Origin of the sequence: Streptomyces regalis (assembly GCF_001509475.1) — a bacterium.
Lineage (GTDB): Bacteria > Actinomycetota > Actinomycetes > Streptomycetales > Streptomycetaceae > Streptomyces > Streptomyces regalis.
This window is the reverse complement of record NZ_LLZG01000176.1, coordinates 1-17,121: the sequence shown is the minus strand read 5'-3', so window position 1 is coordinate 17,121 and position 17,121 is coordinate 1. Positions and strand designations below refer to the sequence as shown.

Sequence of the window (17,121 nt, the reverse complement as noted above, 5' to 3'; positions counted from 1 at the left end):
ACTCCGCAACACCCTCCACGAAAGCGCCCTCATCGCCGTGGCCTCAGCCAGGTACCGGGTACGCCAGGACGGCACGGTCGCCACCAACCCCAACCACGCCTTCAAGGGCGCCGGCTACGACGTGCAGACCACCGCCAACTCCGGCACCGTCAAGGTCGTCCGGGACGACAAGGCCCCGCCTCCTCACCGGCAACGGCCCCCACACCATGGACCACGCCCGCCGCCAGCGCTGCACAGACCGCAGACCGCACACTGACCCGTAACTCCTTCGCGATCACCGAGCTCGGCTCGCCCCGGGCGAACCGCTCAGCCGTAGCGCAGCATCGCCGGGATGTCCGACTGCGCCAGCTCGTCGTCGGTCCGGCCGGGGGGCGAGGTCTGCGGCGCGGAGGTCATGCCTTCCTCACAGTGACGGTGACGGTGACGGTGACGGTGTGGATGGTGGCTCGGTACTTCTTCTGGGGGGGGGTGGGACTGCCGCTGGGGACGGGGGACGGAGTGACGGGACCGTCGGCATCGCCGCCGTCGTCGCAGGCACCATGCGGACACTGGATGAGCCGGATCTTCGTCGTGCCCGGACCGACGGCCTTGAAGTCGAAGAAGTCCGTTCCGCTCCCGCTGCCGACGGCGTCGTCGTCGGCCTCGATCTCCTCCCGCTTGTCCGTGTTCCGGACGACGTCGGGGTCGGGCTCCGGCGAGGTCAGGTACCAAGCGGCCCACCGAGGGCGGCGGGGCGCGCCCGGGGTAAGGCCCGTGGTCGTCCCCGGGTGGGCAGCGGCGGGTACGGGCATGGTCGTCAGGCCGTCGTCCACGCCCGCGGAGTGCAGAGCGACGATGGTGTCGTGGTCGGCGCTCTCGTAGTTCCGCTGGGAGATGCCGACCTTGCCCGCGAGTTCGTGCAGCGAGGCTTCCAGCGTCTTCGCCTCGGCCTGCCAGGCGGCGGCGAAGTTGTCGTACGCGGGGCCGGAGTCGGAGCCGCCGAGAGCGTCCGGTGCGCAGCACATGTGGTCTCCCACGGCGTTGCGTATGGCGCCGACGTCGTCGCCTGCCCGGTCGAGTTTTCCGGCCTCACTGTCCATGCCGCTCGCGTGGATCCTGTAGCCGTCCGACCCCGCACCGGACATACTCCCCGCCCCTTGATCTGAACGGCCGAACACCCCCCCCGTGGCGTCCAGGCCTTCTGACCAGAGATCTTACCTACTCTTGTGTCATGAGCACGCCGCCTCACATGCCGCTGCCCGGGGCGGACGGACCGGTCTTCGGCCTCGGCTTCATACCCGGGCGTTCAGGCCCTGCTTGCCGTGATCGACCGGTGAACGCCCGGCGGCATCGCCGCTGGGGGCTTTGGTGATGGAGCCGTCGACGGCAATCTGTTCTAGGACGTGGCCAACGATGAGGTCGTAGGGCTCCAGCGCGGTCTGCTTGAGGCATCGACGCCTATGCCTCGACGGTGACGAAGCAGGTGCCGCTGTTCGAAAGCCTTCCCCGCCAAGAACGCGTTCTACAAGGTCCTCAACAAGAACAGCGGCAAGCTGCTCGCGGTGTCCGGCTCGTCGACGACAGCAGGCGCTCAGCTCGTCCAGACGACGGACACGAACGCCGACAGCCAGCTCTGGCAGGCGGTGAACGTGGACTGATTCCCTCCGCGAAACGCGAGTCGGCACCGCCCCTGGCCGCGGTGCCTCGAGGCCGACGCCCCCTTAGCGTCCGCTGTCGGCCTGACGGCCCGGCCTCACTTCAGGTGTCGGCCGAAGAGCCGGCATCCGTCCTCCAGCTCGAACCAGGGGGTGCCGGTGTGCCCTCCCAGATTGGCGTGCAGCGTCTTCTCCTTGCTGCCGAAGGCGTCGAACAGGTCAAGGGCCCGTTGCCGGGGGTTGCCTTCGTCGTCCCACTGCAGCAGGAGCAGCAGCGGAATGGTGATCTGCCGGGCCTCCTCACGCTGGGCGCGGGGCACGTAACCCCCGGCGAAGAAGCCTGCGGCCGCGATGCGCGGCTCGACCGCCGCAAGGCGGATGCCGAGGGCGGTCCATCCCGAGTACCCGACGGGGTCGCCGATCTCGGGCAGCGTAAGGAGGGCGTCCAGGGTGGTCCGCCATTCCGGGACCGCCTTTTCGACCAGCGGGCCGACGAAGGACTCGAAGATCTCATCGACCGGCTCGCCGGCCTGCATCGCCCGGCGGAGGTCGGCGCGGGCCTGCTCGTCGGCGGCGGAACGGGGACGGTCACCGCACCCGGCGGCGTCGATGGTGGCCACCGCGTAGCCGCGCGCCGCGGTGTACCGGGCCCGGGCCACCAGCCGGGGTTGCGCCTTGGGCAGGCCGTTGTTGTGGGCCATGAGGATCAGCGGGGCCGGTGCGGCGGATTCAGGGGTCCACAGGGTGCCGGGGATCTCGCCGAGGGTGAATTCGCGTTCGAAGACGCCGTCGTCGAGGCGCTGTTCGGAAGTGAATTGCATGGTCGTGCCTTTCGGGAGTGCGCTTGAACGGCGCTCCCGGACGACCTATCGCCCGACCGTGACCCCGGAGGGGAGCACCCATGTCGATACTGCGTTCACGGGTACCACCTCCTCGTTCTTTCGCACGGCCGCGGGAAAAGTAGCAGTGGTCGCGGTGGTCCGCCAACGGCTTTTTGCGGAGGCTCCGTGGCCGGATCCATTGCCGTCATGCCCTGCGCCGGGAAGCGGCCGCGCTCGCCGGGGACCGCCTGAGCCGGCCTTCACCATCCTCGACGACTTCTGCTGCAAGGGAGTCAGGATGAACGCGAAGTCCGCGGGCGCGAGTTCGAGCCGGTGCTGAGGCAGGACGCCGGGTCCCACAGCGGCGGTGCCGAGGCCCTGGACGGCATGGTCGGTGTGGAGGTGGATCAGCGGGCCCGGGACGAGATCGGTGTGGTGCCGGGCGGCGTCGAGGTGTTGGTCGGTCCAGCGGCGCGCGGCGAGATGGAACGGCTCTTCGCCCACGACCCGCAGTCCGTTCCCGGCTCCGTCGGTGAAGGTGGCCCAGCGGATGTCCGCACGGTTGCCGTTCTCCTGGGGGCGTACGTAAGGCGTCTGCAGCTCGTCCACGGTCGCGCGGAAACGTCCGACGCGAACCGCCTGGCGCGAGTCGGGGTAGGCCTCGCCCGGGCCCGTGCCGAACCACTCCACCTGGGACCGGTCGGCGGGAATCTCCCAGTCGAGTCCGATGCGGGCCAGTGAGCGGGACCCGTTCCTGCGGACCAGCTCCTGGTACTCCTCCGGCGGGAGGGCCGGGTCCACCATGGAGCCGGGGAAGTCGTCGCCCCGCTCCGGCCAGTGGCCGACGGGTTCGGCATGCACCCGCAGGCGCAGGCTGTCACCGTCGCTGTCCCAGCGGTAGGTGGTGAGGTAGCCGGAGCTGCCCGCGGCGGCGGCGCTGCGGACGACGACGGTCATGCCGTGTGCGTCAGGGGTGACGGAGACGGTGCGGTACCGCAGTCGGTCCAGCCCGCGGTCCTTCCAGTAGGCGGCGTCGCGCTGGTGCCAGCCGCGGTCGTTGTCGGTGGGGGCGCGCCACAGGTTCAGCCGTGGTCCGCGGAGGGGGAGTTCGCCGAGGGAGAGCAGAGCTCCGGTGGTCCGGTCGAAGCGGCCGGGGCCGAGCAGAATGTGCTCGCCCTCGCTGCGGGCAGGGCCCGGCAGGCCGATCGGTCGGCGGCGGCCCGTCTCGGAGAGCTGGAGCTGTCCCCAGGCGACCACGTGACCTTCGGGGGCCCAGTCGGCGGGCTTGGCCAGCTCCGCCTGGACGGTGAGCCAGAGTTCGCCTGCGCCGTCCTCCCCGCCCCGCGGGTCCAGCCGGGGCAGCGGCAGCCGGCCGTGTTCCCCGGCCGCGAGCTCCGGTGTGGGCAGCACGCCGCGGTCCACCTCGACCCCTTCGCGGGCCAGCGACCAGGTGAACCGCAGATGGGACAGATCCAGCACCTCGTAGCGGTTCTCCACCGCGAGGGCGTCCGCCTCCGGGCCGGGGCCGATGCGGACGGGGGCGATCACCTTCGCGTACTCCAGGAGACCGGGGGAAAGGGTGCGGTCGGGGAAGACCAGGCCGTCGCAGATGAAGTTGCCGTCGTGCAGGTCCTCGCCGAAGTCGCCGCCGTAGCCGAAGAACTCGCGCCCCTGGGCGTCGCGGGTGCGCAGTCCCTGGTCCATCCACTCCCAGACGTAGCCACCCTGGACCCGCGGGTATTCGTCGCACAGCTGCAGGTATTCCGCGAGCCCGCCGGGCCCGTTTCCCGTGGCGTGGGCGAACTCGGTGAGCAGGAAGGGCTTGCGGTTGCGCGGGTCGTCCGCCGGGTCGCCGGAGCCGGCGCGCGGCGGGTAGGAGACCTCGCCCGGCAGCAGCTGTCCCCGGCCGATCCGGGCGACGGCGGCGGGCGGCCGGTACATCTCGGCGTGGACGTCGGTGTACTCGCCGAGCCGGTCGCCCTCGTAGTGGATCGGGCGGGACGGGTCGCGCCGCCGGACCCACTCGGACATGGCCCGAAGGTTGCGGCCGTCCCCGGCCTCGTTGCCGAGCGACCACAGGATGACGCTCGGGTGGTTCTTGTCCCGTTCCACGGTCCGCTCGATGCGGTCCAGGCAGGCGTCGTGCCAGCGAGGATCGTCGGAGGGGTTGCGCTGCCAGCGCTCCGGGTCGGCGTGCTCGAAGCCGTGGGTCTCGAGGTCGCATTCGGCCATGACCCACAGGCCGAGCTCGTCGCACAGGTCGAGAAACGCGGGGTGCGGCGGGTAGTGCGCGGTGCGCACTGCGTTGATGTTGTGCTGCTTCATCAACTCCACGTCGCGGCACATGGTTTCGAGCGAGAGCGTACGGCCGTGATCGGGGTCGAACTCGTGCCGGTTCACGCCGCGCAGCACCACCCGGCGACCGTTGACCCGGAGCACTCCGGCCTCGTCGACGGCCACGCTACGGAACCCGACCCGGACCCGGACCCGCTCGCTGTCGGTGGCCAGGTACGCCTCGTAGAGCTGCGGATCCTCCGCGCTCCAGGGCCGTACCGCCGCGAAGGCGAACTCGGCCCCGGCCGGCTGGTCGTGGATCCCGAGAGCCGGGATGTCGATCCGCACCGGCGCGTCAGCGTCGGCCTCCACCCGGAGCCGGCCCGCGCCGGTGTCCGCGTCGTAGTCGGCGTGCACGAAGACGTCCCGGATGCCGCCCGCAGGTCGGGCCAGCAGGGACACATCGCGAAAGATGCCCGACAGGCGCCAGGTGTCCTGGTCCTCGAGGTAGGTGCCCGCGGAGAACTGGTGCACCCGGACCGCCAGTACGTTCCGGCCGGGCCGCAGCAGCTCGGTCACGTCGAACTCGGTCGACAGGCGGCTGCCGTAGGTGACGCCCAGCTCGCGGCCGTTGAGCCAGACCCGGGCGCAGGAGTCCACGCCCTCGAAGCGCAGCACGGCCGGCGTGCTCGCCCAGGTGGCGGGCAGGTCGAAGATCCGGCGGTAGTCCCCGGTCTCGTTCTCGTCCGGGACGAAGGGCGGGTCGACCGGTATCGGGTAGGCGATGTTGACGTAGATGGGCCGACCGTAGCCGTGCAGCTGCCAGTGCGAGGGGACGCGAAGAGTGTCCCAGGAGCCGTCGTGGAAGTCCGGGGCTTCGAATCCGTCCGGTTCCGGGCGCAGGGCAGGCGAGAACCGGAACGCCCAGTCCCCGTTGAGGTCGATTCTGGGAGTGTCGGAGTCCAGGGCCGCGCGCGGCGCGGCCCTGCCGTGGCCGGGTGCGAAGTCCTCGAAATAGCGTGCGGACATGCGGAATCCTCCGACGGCCGCAGGTGACTCGCGCGACCGTATTATCGAAGGCGTCTTGCGGGAAGCGCCGCCATCACACGGAGTTGTTCAGGGGATTCTGTGCTGCGCGAGCGGGGGCGCCGCCACAGCCGCGGAGATGCGATGAGGGCTGGCGCCTGCCGTCTCCATGGAGATCCATCCCGAGGCGACGGGGGGCGCAGCCGTCCGGAGATCCAGGCACCCGGCGTCACTTCAACAGGGTGCTGGCCAAGGCGACGGCCACTCCCAGGAGCGCGTCGGTACAGCCGATCCTGACGGCTCGTCCCCATGTGTGGCCTGCGGCCCTGCATGCGAGCAGGCCCCAGCAGAGCAGCAGGACGGTGTTGGCTCCGAAGGCGACGTACTCAATGCCCTCGGAACGCCACCAGCCGAGGCCCGCACCCCACAGCAGCAGTGTGGTGGGCAGTGCCGCCGGCACCAGCGTCCATTCGGCGAGCACGGCGCGCACCACACCCCGTACGCCGGGATGGCCCTGGGCATCGCGGTGGGCAATCTGGTGGGCATAGCCATGGGCCAGAACAGCGCGGTGGGCCGGGCCAGCCAGTTCCACACCGCATGTCTGTGACGGATGGCGAACTCGGTGCTCATACAGGGCCTTTCGCGGTCTTGGTATCCGTGGGTGTCGGTGCGTGTGGTGGGTCATCGCGCGGAGGTCAGGAGCTGGGTGGCCGCCAGCTGCGCGTACAGCTGGTCCTGGGCCGCCAGTTCTGCGTGGGTGCCCACGGCCCGGACCCGGCCGGCGTCCATGACGACGATCCGGTCGGCGCCTGTCACCGTCGACAGGCGGTGGGCCACCACCAGGACGGTGGTCTCGCGGGCCACCTCCGCGATGACGTCCCGCAGCGCCAGCTCGTTGACGGCGTCGAGCTGCGAGGTCGCCTCGTCCAACAGCAGCAGCCGGGGCCGCCGCAACAGGGTGCGGGCGATGGCGATGCGCTGCCGCTCGCCGCCCGACAGCTGCGAGCCGCGGTGCCCGACCGGGGTGTCCAGGCCGTGAGGCAGGCGGTCGACGACGGTGTCGAGCTTCGTCCGGGCCAGGACGTCGCGGATGTCGTCGTCCGTTGCGCCGGGCGCAGCGAAGACCAGGTTCTCCCGCAGCGTGCCAGCCAGCACCGGGGCGTCCTGCTCCACGTACCCGATGGCGGACCGTAGCTCGGACAGGGACCAGTCCTGTACGTCCTTGCCGTCGACCAGGACCCGGCCACCGGTGGCCTCGTAGAACCGCTCGATGAGCGCGAAGACCGTCGACTTGCCCGCACCGGAGGGGCCCACGAAGGCCGTCATCCCGGTGCCCGGCACCTGGAAACTCACCTGCTGGTGGATGTACGGCAGGCCCGGACGGTAGCGGAAGGACACGTCCTCGAAGCGGACCGACGCCGGAGGCGACACCGCTGCCCGCTGCCTGGGCACGGGGCCCGTCTGCCGGGCGGGCGGCTCCGTCGACAGGCGTTCCACGTGCGCGATCCTGGAGATCGCGGCCGCCCCCTCCTGATAGTGGGTCACGGCGTCGACCAGCTTGGACACCGGTTCGATCAGGTAGAAGAGGTACAGCAGGAAGGCGATGAGGGTGGATACGGGGATCTCCCCGGACGCCACCCGCGCCCCGCCGACCGCGAGCACCGCGAGGAAGGCCAGCTGTACGGCGAGTTCGTCCGCCGAGCCTGCCACGGACTCCCACTTCGCGCCCTTCACGCCGTGCCGCCACGCCCTCCGTGCCGCCGCCTCCACGCGGGCGGTCTCCCGCTCCTCGGCACCGGACGCCTTCACCGTGCGGAAGGCCCCGAAGACCCGCTCCAGCGCGACGGAGATCTCCCCGACCGCCTCCTGCGAGCGTTCGGTGGCGCGGGCGATTCTCGGCATCACCAGCGCGGAGGCCCCGCCGACCAGCACGACCACGCCGAGCGTCACACCCAGCAGCACGACGTCCAGGAACGCCATCATCACGATCGCCGCCACGAAGGCCACCGCGCCGGTGGCCGCGGAGACGACCGCCTGGGTGCTGACCGCCCGCAGCAGCGTGGTGTCCGAGGTGACCCGGGACATCAGATCACCCGGTGGGATCCGCTCCCACTCCGAGATCCGCAGCCGCAGCAACCGCCCCACAAGGGTGCGCCGCGCGGCCAGGACCACCGACTCCGCCGTGCGCTCCAGCACATACGCGCCGAACGCCTCGACCGCCGTGCCCAGCAGCACCAGCGCGGTGAGCGCCAGCAGGACCCCGGCGATGGTCTCACCCGTCGCCAGCCGGTCCACCAGTGTCTTCGTGGCCAGCGGCTGCAGCAGTCCCCCGGCGGCCCCGACCAGGGCGCACAGCAGGCCGAGGGCGACGGCCCCCCGGTGCGGGCGGACATATGCGTACAGTGCCTTGACCGTCTCTCGGGCGGACAGGGACGTTTCATCCGTCGTCGGGGCGGATGCGGTGTTCACGGAATTCCTTTCTTCTGCAGTCTGCCGGGCACCGCATCAGCGATCCGGCTTGTGTCGCGCACGGTGTGTCATGCCTCCAGCCTGGAGGCACGGCCGCCCCGCGCCCATCCGGCAACTGTCGGGTCCACCCCCGCCGAGTGGCTGGACCAAGGCCGCCGTCCAGTCGCGCCGGACCGGTCGGTAGGAGACTCCGCCGGTCGGCAGGGTGGTACCCGCCGATCGGCGGGGCCGTTACCGAAGACTGCCGGATGGTCCGCCGCCCGGCGGCAACGCGAGATTCCCCGTATGACAAAGTCGCAGCCGCTGCAGGAGACGTCAGCTCCGCAGGAGAACTCGCCTCCGCAGCCCCGAACCCCGCCCGAGTCCGTCGTTCCGGCCTCGCCCGGTCCTTCGATGGGGCGCCTCGTCGGGGTGGACCTGGCCCGCGCGCTGGCCGTGTTCGGCATGTACGTCGTGCACATCGGCCCCGCGTTGTCCGCCACGGACGGCGTCGACAGCTGGGTCCGTTACCTGGCGGACGGTCATTCGTCGGTCCTGTTCGCCGTCCTCGCCGGGTTCTCGCTGATGCTGCTCGCCGGGCGCCGGGAGCCGAAGACCGGCCTGGCCGGCCGGCAGGCGAAGGCCAGGATCGCGATCCGCGCCGTGGTCCTGCTGGCGCTGGGCACCGTGATGGCGACGGAATACGGGGAAGTGGTCATCCTCGCCTTTTACGGGGTGTACTTCCTGCTGGCCCTGCCCTTGGTGCGACTGCGGGCCAGGACGCTCGCGATCATCGCCTTCGTTCTCGCGCTCGTCACACCGCAGCTGTCCTTCGCCCTGAACGCGCTGCTGACCGAGTCGGTCACGAAGAGCATCAACGCCTACGACCCGCTCCACCGGCTCAGTGACGTGGGAGTGCTCGATCTGCTGTTCACCGGCTTCTACCCGACGATCACGTGGATTCCGTTCGTGATCGCCGGTATGGCGCTGGCCCGCTTCGACCTGTCCGCGACCGCCGTCCAGTGGCGCCTGGCCGCGCTCGGCGCCGCCCTCACCGTGGCCGCGTACAGCATGTCCTTGCTGCTGGCCGGCAAGGACGCGTTGCGGAGCACGGCGGAAGACGGGCCGTCGTCCGGCGGCTCCGGGTCGATGCCCCTCGACAGCGGGTCGCTCGAGACCGATTTTCCGGTCTCGTCGCTCTTCACGGCCGGGCCGCACAGCGGCACCACGTTCGACATCATCGGCAGCGTGGGAGTCGCGATCCTCATGATCGTGGGCGCGACGGTGGCGATGGACCGCCTGCCGCGACTGCGCCGCCTGGCCCAACCGGTCGTCGCCGTGGGCACCATGTCCCTGACCGCCTACGTCGGCCACTTCGTCGTACAGGGCTGGCTGCCCGGGCTCGGCGCGACCTCCGACGAGAAGTCCTGGGTGACGCTGATCATGTTCGTCCTCGGGGCGATCGTGTTCGCCGGGATCTGGTCCCGCTTCTTCCGCCGCGGACCCCTGGAGTATCTGCTCAACGCCGCCACCAAGCCGGCGAAGCACATCCGGTGAGGCCCGGCGTCCCGGGAACGACGGAGGGGGCGAGCACCCGAAAAGAGGGTGCCCGCCCCCGACCGCTGTTCACGCAGGTCAGCCCTTGCCCTGGAGGCGCCAGATCTGGTTCTTCTTGTTGTTCAGCGCGCTCGCCGGGTCGCAGGTCCACTGGTGGATCTTCGCGCCGGGGGCCGTCGAGATCTCGCTGACGTCGACGCACTTGCCGCTGTGGACGGCGACCAGCTGGTAGTCCTTGCTGTTGCCGAGCGCGGTGACGGGGTTGAGGGTGAACATCTGGTTGGTGGCGCCGTTGCAGGTGTACTGGATGACGGCGGCACCGTCGGCCGTGGAGCGTCCCGAGACGTCCAGGCACTTGCCGCTGTGCTGGTTGACCACCGTGTAGGTGTTCGCCCGGCCGGCGACCGGCTTGAAGTCGAACATCTGCTGGTAGCCGCCCTCGCAGTGGTACTGCTGGTACTGCGTGCCGTTGGCCGTGCTGAGGTTGGTGTCGTCCAGGCACTGCCCGCTGTGCTGGGCCACCGCGACCGTGGAGATGGTGGTGTTCGACGGCGGCAGCAGGGTGACCGTGTAGCCGTCGGCGGCATTCGTCCACGGCACGCTCGCCGAGGCCGAGTTGCCGCTCACGGTCAGGGTCTGGTCCGAGACCGTCACCGGACCCGTCACCGCGCCGCCGCCGTTGTTCGGTATGCGCTGGACTATCGCGCGCACCCGGCCGTTCTCCACCACCGACGTGGTGTCGAGGCGGTTGAGGCTGACGGTGACGTTGCCGGTGTTGCCGTTGCTGCCCAGCAGGATCTTCGCGTTGCGAGCCGTGTTGTCCTTCGTCGCCAGCCCGTCGGTGTTCGTACCGGGCGTGACCTTCACGATGTTCCCGGTCTGGGAGCCGTAGTACCGGTAGAGGAACCACTCGCCCAGCGGCAGGTACTGGCCGGAGCTGCTCTTGGTGAGCAGGTTCGCCTGGAAGTCGTGCAGGTTGTTCGCAGACGCCCAGTTGGCGCGCAGGCCGTCGGCCCCGGCCCGCTCCAGACGGGAGATGTACCAGCCGCCACGTCCCGGGGTCTGCTCGGTCGGGCTGGCGTACTCGTTGACCTGGAACGGCCGACTTGTGGTCATCGACCGGGCCGCCAGCTTCGACCTGACAGCGCTCGAGTCCTCGACGGGGTCGCCGGGCAGGTCGTGCCAGCTGTAGACGTCCGGCTCGACGTTGTTGGCCTTGACGTAGTCCAGGTACGTGTTCCACCAGGACGAGCCGCCCGACGCGGGATTGCCGGCGGTGCTGGCGCCGACGATCACCGCATTCGGGAAGACCGCGCGGATCCTCTGGTAGGCACGCTTCCACATCTCCAGGTACTGGGCCTGTGGCCGGTCCCAGAAGGGATGCCAGTCGGGCTCGTTCCAGATGTCCCACTGGATGTCGGTCATGCCGGCCGCCTTCGCGTCGGCGAGGAGGCGGTCGTAGAAGGCGTCGAAGCGGGTCCAGTCGCCGTTGTCACCGGGGAACGTGGGTTCGGTGGTCCCGTCGGCGCCCCACAGGTCGTGCGGCAGGATGACGAAGGTGCCGCCGAGCGCCTTCGTGCGCTTGTACTGGGCGAGGGTGGAGTTCCAGCGGCGGTCGTATTTGCCGGCGACCCAGCCGCCGGGGTTGTCGAGCTGGGCGCCGCCGGCCCGCATGAACTTCCACTTGATGTCCTTGTAGAAGTGCTCCTGGGGCAGCGAGCCGTTCTCGGTCATCCCGTAGATGGTGCCCGAGGCACGGTAGGTGGGGGCGCCCCCGGCGGCGGAGAAGTCGACGGTGACGGTGGTGTCGGCGGCCTGGGCAGTCGTGCCGGGAAGGGCGACGGCCGCGACCGACGCGAACAGCGCCGCGAGCGCGGTGGTCCTACGCGGACGGCGGCCTCCTGCGGAGCCGGGCTCCGTGGTGCGTCCGGACGGTGGAAGGAAGCGGGACATGCGCATTTCGTTCTCCCGAAAGGGTGGGTGCTGCCTGGGCGGGGCGCCGGGGGGGCTCAGCCGCCGGTGTGCGCGGCGGGTGCGGGTGCGGCGTGCCGGAGTTCATGGGCTTCGGCGAGGAGGAGGTAGCTGCCGGCGGTCCAGGTGTAGGCGCGGTCGCGCAGGCCCGTGCCGGTGAGGGCGTCGAAGTTCTCGGCGAAGCCGTACGTTTCGCACAGGGCGCGGAAGCGGGCGCTGATCTCGTTTGCGAGGCGGTGGTGGCCGGCGCGGCGCAGGCCGTCCTCGATGAGGACGGTGGCCGGGGCCCAGATCGGGCCGCGCCAGTAGCCGTCGGCGAGGTAGTGCGGTGAGTCGGGAAGTTCGGTGGCGAGGCCGTGCGGTGTCAGGTGGTCCTCGATGCGTTCTGCCAGTACGGCGCTGACATCGTCCGGCAGGTGCTCGCCGAGCACGACGGGCATCAGGTCGAGCAGGCTGGAGCTGCTCCAGGTGTCCTCGCCGTGAGCGGAACGGGCGATGAACCGGTCGCCGTTCCAGAGCTCGTCGAACAGGGCGGCCTGGGTCTCCTCGGCCGTGCGCGTCCACTTGCGGGCGTCTTCCGGGCGCCCCAACTCGGTGGCGAGAAACGCGAGTTCGTGCAGTTGGAGGATGAGGAAGGCGGCCAGGTCGGCGGTGACGACCACACGTGCGGGGTCGAAGGTGGTGGCGTTGTCCCAGCCGCTGTCGTTGCCGTGCTGGTAGTGGGGCAGCGCGGCGCCGGGTGCGCGCCGCGCGGTGAGCCAGAAGTCCGTCCAGCGCTCCAGCATGCCGTACGTTTCGGCCAGCTCCGCCTGGTCGAGCGGCCTGGGCAGCCGTCTGCGCAGCCTGCCGAAGGCCCAGCCGTGGATGGGCGGTTTGACGAAGTTGTACAGCACCTCCGAGTGGGTGACCGAGTCGGGCAGGGCCCCGCTCTCGTCCTGGTGGTCGAAGGGCAGCGCGAACTGGTCTCGCGCCAGCTCGGGGCAACCGGGCGCCAGGGCGAGGGCGTTGAAACAGTGGTCCCAGCTCCAGACCTTGTCCATCCAGTGCTTGGACATCAGTACGGCGGGACGGCCGACCAGCCCTGCCGGGCGTACGGTCGCGGACCACAGGACGTAGGCTGCGAGTTCGGCGGCCGGGGTGGCGGACGAGCGCCAGGGGGCCACCGCGTCGACGAACTCCGCGAAGGAGTTCCGGGCAGCCTCCGCGACTTTGCCGAACGCCGCCGACGAGGCGTAGGGCGCTCGCGCCGCGTCGAATTCCTCCACCGCGATCTCCCAGCCTCCGCCGGAGTCCGCTGCGATGGTGACACCGCGCTCCGCGCTGCCCAGGGCTTCGGAGCCGGACATGTCGGTCACCGAGCCGGACAGTACGGTGACCCGGTATCGGCGTCCGGTCTCGTACGAGGTGAACACATACGCGTCGGCGACCGGCTCCCGGTAGAAGTAGGTGCCGTTGAAGGGAGTCAGGGTCTGCGCCGCCGCGCTGACGCGCAGGCCCAGACCCTCGCCGCATACGCGTACCGTGTCCGGGGACTCGTAGGCGAGTTCGATGTGTCCAGCCTCGTGGATCCAGCGGAGCAGGCTCGGTGTCGCTTCGACGCGCGTCTCGGCCCGGCCGCCCGTCGCCACTTCGAGCGGGACCAGGCGCAGGACGGCGTGCATGCCGTTCTGGTGCGAGACGAGGTGGAGGTCTTCAGCACGCGTCTTCTCCGCGAGTACGGGAGAGATACCGAACCAGGATCCGTGTGTGCTGAAGGGTATGTCGTGGACGGAGAAGGCCGGGCCGGACGGTGCGGCGGTCATGACGGGTGACTCGTTTCTCGAGCAGGGGGCAACGGCCGACCGGGGGCTCGGTCAGGTCGGGCGTAGTAGTAGTGGTGGTGGTGTGGCAGGACCTGGTCCCGGTCCGCGCCGCGGGCTCAGTCCTTGACCGCTCCGGCGGTCACGCCGGCGGCGACGTAGCGCTGGGCCAGGACGAGGATCACCGTGGCGGGCAGTGAGGCCACGACGGCGGTGGCCATGATGGCGTTCCACTCCTGGTTGTTGTTGCCGATGTAGTGGTAGATGCCGAGGGTGATCGGTTCGTGGGCGCCGCCGCCTGCGAGGGTGCTGGCGAAGACGAAGTCGGACCAGGACCACAGGAAGGCGAACAGGGACACCGTGACGACGGCGTTGCGGCTCATCGGCAGGACGATCGACCGGAAGGTCGTCAGGGGCCCGGCGCCGTCCATCGTCGCCGCCTGGAGCAGTTCGCCGGGGATGCCGGACATGAACGCGGTGAAGATGAGGACGGCGAAGGGGACGGCCAGGGTGGAGTCGGCGACGATCAGGCCGGGGACGGACTGGAGCAGGCCGAGCTGCAGGTAGATGGCGTAGAAGCCCATCGCCATGATGATGCCGGGGATCATCTGGGCGACCAGGAAGAGGAAGCCGAGCACGCCGCCGCCGCGCGGGCGGAGTTTGGCCAGCGCGTAGCCGGCGGGTGCGGCGAGGGCGACGGTCAGGACGACGGTGCCCAGGCCGATGACGAGGCTGGTGGCGAGGTAGGGCAACTGCTCGTCCAGGACGGCCCGGTAACCGGCCAGGGTGCCGTGCACGGGGAACAGGCCGGGCGGGCTCTTGCGCATGTCCTGGTCGCGGGTGAAGGACACGTTGAGCATCCAGTAGACCGGGAACAGCATGAGCGCGGTGAGGACGAGGCCCGTGGCCGTCTTCCACCAGGTGGTGCGGCGGGCCCGGCGCGGACGGTGTGCGGTCGCGATGGTTGTCATGACTCGTACTGCTTTCGCTGGACCCTGAGATACACCAGGCCGAAGACCAGGGCGGCGACGACGAGCAGGTTGCCGACGGCCGCGCCCGGGCCGAAGGCGGGCAGGAGGTTGCCGAAGCCGAGTTGGTAGGACCAGGTGGCGAAGGTGGTGGACGAGTCCGCCGGGCCGCCCTTGGTCATGATCCAGATGATGTCGAAGACCTTGAGCGTGTAGACCAGGCCCAGCAGCAGGGTGATCGCGGACACCGGGCGCAGCAGCGGGAAGGTGATGCTCCAGAACCGCCGCCAGGCACCCGCCCCGTCGAGGGCGGCGGCCTCGTACAGCGCACCGGGGATGGACTGCAGGCCGCTGTAGAGCACGACGAGGTTGAACGGCACACCGATCCAGATGTTCGCGATGATCACCGAGGTCAGCGACCAGGACGGTGAGGTCAGCCAGTTCACCGGGTCGACGCCGACGGCGTGCAGGGCCGCGTTGACGATGCCGGAGTCGCTGTTGAGCATCCACGACCAGGTGGAGGCCGACACGATCAGCGGCAGCAGCCAGGGCACCAGGAACAGGGCGCGCAGCGTGGCGGAGAGCCGGAAGTGCTGGTTGAAGAAGACCGCGAGGGCCAGGCCGATGGCGTACTGGAAGACCAGGCATACGGCGGTGAACACCGCGGTGTGCAGGAGCGCGGGGGCGAAGGTCGGGTCATCGAAGACGGTCCGGTAGTTGGCGAGACCGGTGAAGGGTGCGTCGCCCTGGACGAAGGAGCGGACGGTGTAGTTGCGCAGGCTCAGGTCGAGGTTGCGGTAGAGGGGATAGGCGTAGAAGAGGGCGAGGTAGAGGGTCACCGGGGCGAGGAACGCCCAGGCGGCCCACTGCTGGGAGGTAGGACGCCTCGGTGCCCTGGCGCGGGGCGGAGACGGGGCGGCGGTGGCCGCCCCGGTCTCTTCGCGCACCGGCAGCCGGTCCGGCACCTGTGTCGTGTGATTCATCAACCGGCCTCTGGCGCTGGCTACTTGGCGGCGGACTGTGCCGTGGCGAGCGCGTCCTCGGGTGACTTGGACCCGCTGAGGGCGGACTGGACCGCCTTCCACAACTGCTCGGAGATCTTCGGGTACTTGGTGCCCAGATCGTCACTCGTACGTCCCTTGGCCGCCTTGACCGCATCGACCCACGGCTTCAACTCGGCGTTGGCCGCGACCTGTTTGTCCTGGACCTCGCTGGTGGGTGCGACATAGGAGAGCGTGGTGTCGGTGACGAGGAGGTTCTCGCTGCTGGTCAGACAGGACACGAGCTTCTGCGAGGTGGCGTAGCGGCCGGTGTCGCCCTGCACCGGGATGGTGACGAACTCGCCGCCCGTCGGGGCCGCCGCGTTGCCGCCGGTGGCGTTCGGGACGGGGACGACTCCGTAGTCGAAGCCGGCCTTCTTGGCGCCTGCGAGCTGCCAGGTGCCGTTCTCGGCGAACGCGTAGTCGCCGCTGGCGAACTCCTGCCAGCTGGTGGTCTGGGTGTTGTTGAGCACCGAGTTGGGGGCGTAGCCCTTGTCCAGCCAGCCCTTCCACAGCGACAGCGCGGACACGGCTTCGGCGGAGTCGAGGTCGGTCAGCTGTGCGCCCGAGCCCCAGAACCAGGGCAGGAACTGGAAGCTGCCCTCCTCGGTACCGATCGCGGAGAAGGTGATGCCCTTCTTGCCGGCCTTCTCGACCTTCGCCAGCGCCGCCGTCAGCGACTTCCAGTCCTTGACGGAGCCGATGTCCACTCCGGCTTCCTTCAGCACCTCCTTGTTGTAGTAGAGGGCGAGGGTGTTGGCGCCGACCGGGGTGCCGTACGTCTTGCCGCCGGACTGGCCGGCCGCGAGCAGGTTGGGGTCCACCTTCGAGGTGTCGAGCTTGTTGTCGTCGGTCGTGGTGAGGACGCCCGCCTCGGCCAGGGTCGACACCACCGGGTTGTCGACGATGAGGACGTCCGCGGAGTTGTCCTGCTGCGCCGCCAGCAGCGCCTTGTTCGACAGATCACTGGTGTCGAAGGCCGTCCGCTTGATCTTCACTCCGGCCTTGGTGCCGCAGTCGTCCAGCAGCTTCGCCCAGTCCGAGCTCTTGTCGAACTGCGGGTACGGGTCCCAGATGGTGTACGCGCCGCCGTCCGCCTTCGCGGACGTGCTGCCCGAGCCGGAAGAGCATGCGGTGGTGCCGGTGGCGACGGCGACGACGGTCATGGCTGCGGCGGTGAGGCGCCGTCTGGTGGATCTGTTCATTGCGCGTTCCTCTGCGTTTTGGGCAAGGGGGTGCCGTGGGAGTGGCGATCAGGGGCGGCTGGTGCTGCTGGAGGGTGTTGAGGGGGCTTGGGTGAGGGGGTCTGGGTGAGGGGTCTGGGTGAGGGTGGCTAGAGGTTCGTGCCGGCGGGACCGGTGCTGGACCGCAGCGAGATCGGTGGCGCGAGCAGGTGGTGTCTAGGGGCGGCGTCGGGGTGGTCGAGCCGCTCGATGAGCAGGTCGACGGCAAGTTGGCCCATCTGTTCCGCCGGTACGTCCGCCGCGGTGAGCTGCGGGGTCACCGTCTCCGCCCAACGGCCGGCCACGACTCCGGTGACGGAGAAGTCGCGCGGCACATGGCGGCCGGCCACGGCCAGCCCC

13 protein-coding genes and 2 pseudogenes are annotated in these 17,121 nt (G+C 70.0%); 2 read left to right on the top strand and 13 right to left on the bottom strand.

Annotated elements, in window-relative coordinates; all coding sequences use genetic code 11:
- Positions 1–172: 172 nt before the first annotated feature.
- From ADL12_RS58510 to ADL12_RS50725, 3 genes and pseudogenes are all read right to left on the bottom strand, one after another.
- Positions 173–311: pseudogene (locus tag ADL12_RS58510) on the bottom strand (IS630 family transposase); the annotation flags it as partial.
- Positions 312–392: 81 nt separating this feature from the next.
- On the bottom strand, positions 393–1,124 hold the full coding sequence (locus ADL12_RS20960) for a hypothetical protein (RefSeq protein ID WP_062704199.1): 732 nt from the start codon (positions 1,122–1,124) through the stop codon (positions 393–395).
- A gap of 162 nt (positions 1,125–1,286) precedes the next feature.
- Positions 1,287–1,427: pseudogene (locus ADL12_RS50725) on the bottom strand (IS5/IS1182 family transposase); the annotation flags it as partial.
- 114 nt (positions 1,428–1,541) lie between these two features.
- Between ADL12_RS50725 and ADL12_RS50720 the strand changes: the two are divergent.
- Positions 1,542–1,637, top strand: a complete 96-nt coding sequence (locus tag ADL12_RS50720) for a hypothetical protein (protein ID WP_244187994.1) — start codon at positions 1,542–1,544, stop codon at positions 1,635–1,637.
- A gap of 95 nt (positions 1,638–1,732) precedes the next feature.
- Here ADL12_RS50720 and ADL12_RS20955 read toward each other — a convergent pair whose 3' ends face one another.
- The 4 genes from ADL12_RS20955 to ADL12_RS20940 form a co-directional block, all read right to left on the bottom strand.
- Entirely contained in the window at positions 1,733–2,455 is a 723-nt protein-coding gene (locus ADL12_RS20955) for a dienelactone hydrolase family protein (RefSeq protein ID WP_062704198.1), read from the bottom strand.
- A 45-nt stretch (positions 2,456–2,500) separates the two neighbouring features.
- Positions 2,501–5,758, bottom strand: coding sequence for a glycoside hydrolase family 2 TIM barrel-domain containing protein (locus ADL12_RS20950; protein WP_244187993.1), 3,258 nt, complete (start codon positions 5,756–5,758; stop codon positions 2,501–2,503).
- A gap of 226 nt (positions 5,759–5,984) precedes the next feature.
- On the bottom strand, positions 5,985–6,347 hold the full coding sequence (locus tag ADL12_RS20945; RefSeq protein WP_062704197.1) for a hypothetical protein: 363 nt from the start codon (positions 6,345–6,347) through the stop codon (positions 5,985–5,987).
- A gap of 89 nt (positions 6,348–6,436) precedes the next feature.
- Positions 6,437–8,224: an ABC transporter ATP-binding protein gene (locus tag ADL12_RS20940; protein ID WP_062704196.1), complete on the bottom strand. Its 1,788-nt coding sequence runs from the start codon at positions 8,222–8,224 to the stop codon at positions 6,437–6,439.
- A gap of 285 nt (positions 8,225–8,509) precedes the next feature.
- Between ADL12_RS20940 and ADL12_RS20935 the strand changes: the two genes are divergently transcribed.
- Positions 8,510–9,760 carry a DUF418 domain-containing protein gene (locus ADL12_RS20935; RefSeq protein ID WP_208614585.1) on the top strand — a complete coding sequence of 417 codons (1,251 nt, stop codon included), beginning with the start codon at positions 8,510–8,512 and terminating at the stop codon, positions 9,758–9,760.
- Between the two features lie 78 nt (positions 9,761–9,838).
- Here ADL12_RS20935 and ADL12_RS20930 read toward each other — a convergent pair whose 3' ends face one another.
- The 6 genes from ADL12_RS20930 to ADL12_RS20905 all read right to left on the bottom strand — a co-directional run.
- Positions 9,839–11,719: an RICIN domain-containing protein gene (locus ADL12_RS20930; protein ID WP_244187992.1), complete on the bottom strand. Its 1,881-nt coding sequence runs from the start codon at positions 11,717–11,719 to the stop codon at positions 9,839–9,841.
- Between the two features lie 50 nt (positions 11,720–11,769).
- On the bottom strand, positions 11,770–13,533 hold the full coding sequence (locus ADL12_RS20925) for an amylo-alpha-1,6-glucosidase (protein WP_062704194.1): 1,764 nt from the start codon (positions 13,531–13,533) through the stop codon (positions 11,770–11,772).
- A 116-nt stretch (positions 13,534–13,649) separates the two neighbouring features.
- On the bottom strand, positions 13,650–14,501 hold the full coding sequence (locus tag ADL12_RS20920; protein ID WP_062704193.1) for a carbohydrate ABC transporter permease: 852 nt from the start codon (positions 14,499–14,501) through the stop codon (positions 13,650–13,652).
- Positions 14,498–15,481 carry a carbohydrate ABC transporter permease gene (locus ADL12_RS20915; RefSeq protein ID WP_062704192.1) on the bottom strand — a complete coding sequence of 328 codons (984 nt, stop codon included), beginning with the start codon at positions 15,479–15,481 and terminating at the stop codon, positions 14,498–14,500. Before ADL12_RS20915 ends, ADL12_RS20920 begins: the two co-directional genes overlap by 4 nt.
- A gap of 20 nt (positions 15,482–15,501) precedes the next feature.
- Positions 15,502–16,743, bottom strand: a complete 1,242-nt coding sequence (locus tag ADL12_RS20910) for a sugar ABC transporter substrate-binding protein (protein ID WP_062704191.1) — start codon at positions 16,741–16,743, stop codon at positions 15,502–15,504.
- A 128-nt stretch (positions 16,744–16,871) separates the two neighbouring features.
- Positions 16,872–17,121 (bottom strand): substrate-binding domain-containing protein (locus ADL12_RS20905; protein WP_159053234.1); only part of this gene is annotated, 250 nt, incomplete at its 5' end.

Coding starts and splice junctions, on each gene's coding strand:
- ADL12_RS20920 (WP_062704193.1), bottom strand. CDS start 14,501: ATGACAACCATCGCGACCGCACACCGTCCGCGCCGGGCCCGCCGCACC.
- ADL12_RS20910 (WP_062704191.1), bottom strand. CDS start 16,743: ATGAACAGATCCACCAGACGGCGCCTCACCGCCGCAGCCATGACCGTC.
- ADL12_RS20955 (WP_062704198.1), bottom strand. CDS start 2,455: ATGCAATTCACTTCCGAACAGCGCCTCGACGACGGCGTCTTCGAACGC.
- ADL12_RS20950 (WP_244187993.1), bottom strand. CDS start 5,758: ATGTCCGCACGCTATTTCGAGGACTTCGCACCCGGCCACGGCAGGGCC.
- ADL12_RS20935 (WP_208614585.1), top strand. CDS start 8,510: ATGACAAAGTCGCAGCCGCTGCAGGAGACGTCAGCTCCGCAGGAGAAC.
- ADL12_RS20930 (WP_244187992.1), bottom strand. CDS start 11,719: ATGCGCATGTCCCGCTTCCTTCCACCGTCCGGACGCACCACGGAGCCC.
- ADL12_RS20960 (WP_062704199.1), bottom strand. CDS start 1,124: ATGTCCGGTGCGGGGTCGGACGGCTACAGGATCCACGCGAGCGGCATG.
- ADL12_RS20915 (WP_062704192.1), bottom strand. CDS start 15,481: ATGAATCACACGACACAGGTGCCGGACCGGCTGCCGGTGCGCGAAGAG.
- ADL12_RS20925 (WP_062704194.1), bottom strand. CDS start 13,533: ATGACCGCCGCACCGTCCGGCCCGGCCTTCTCCGTCCACGACATACCC.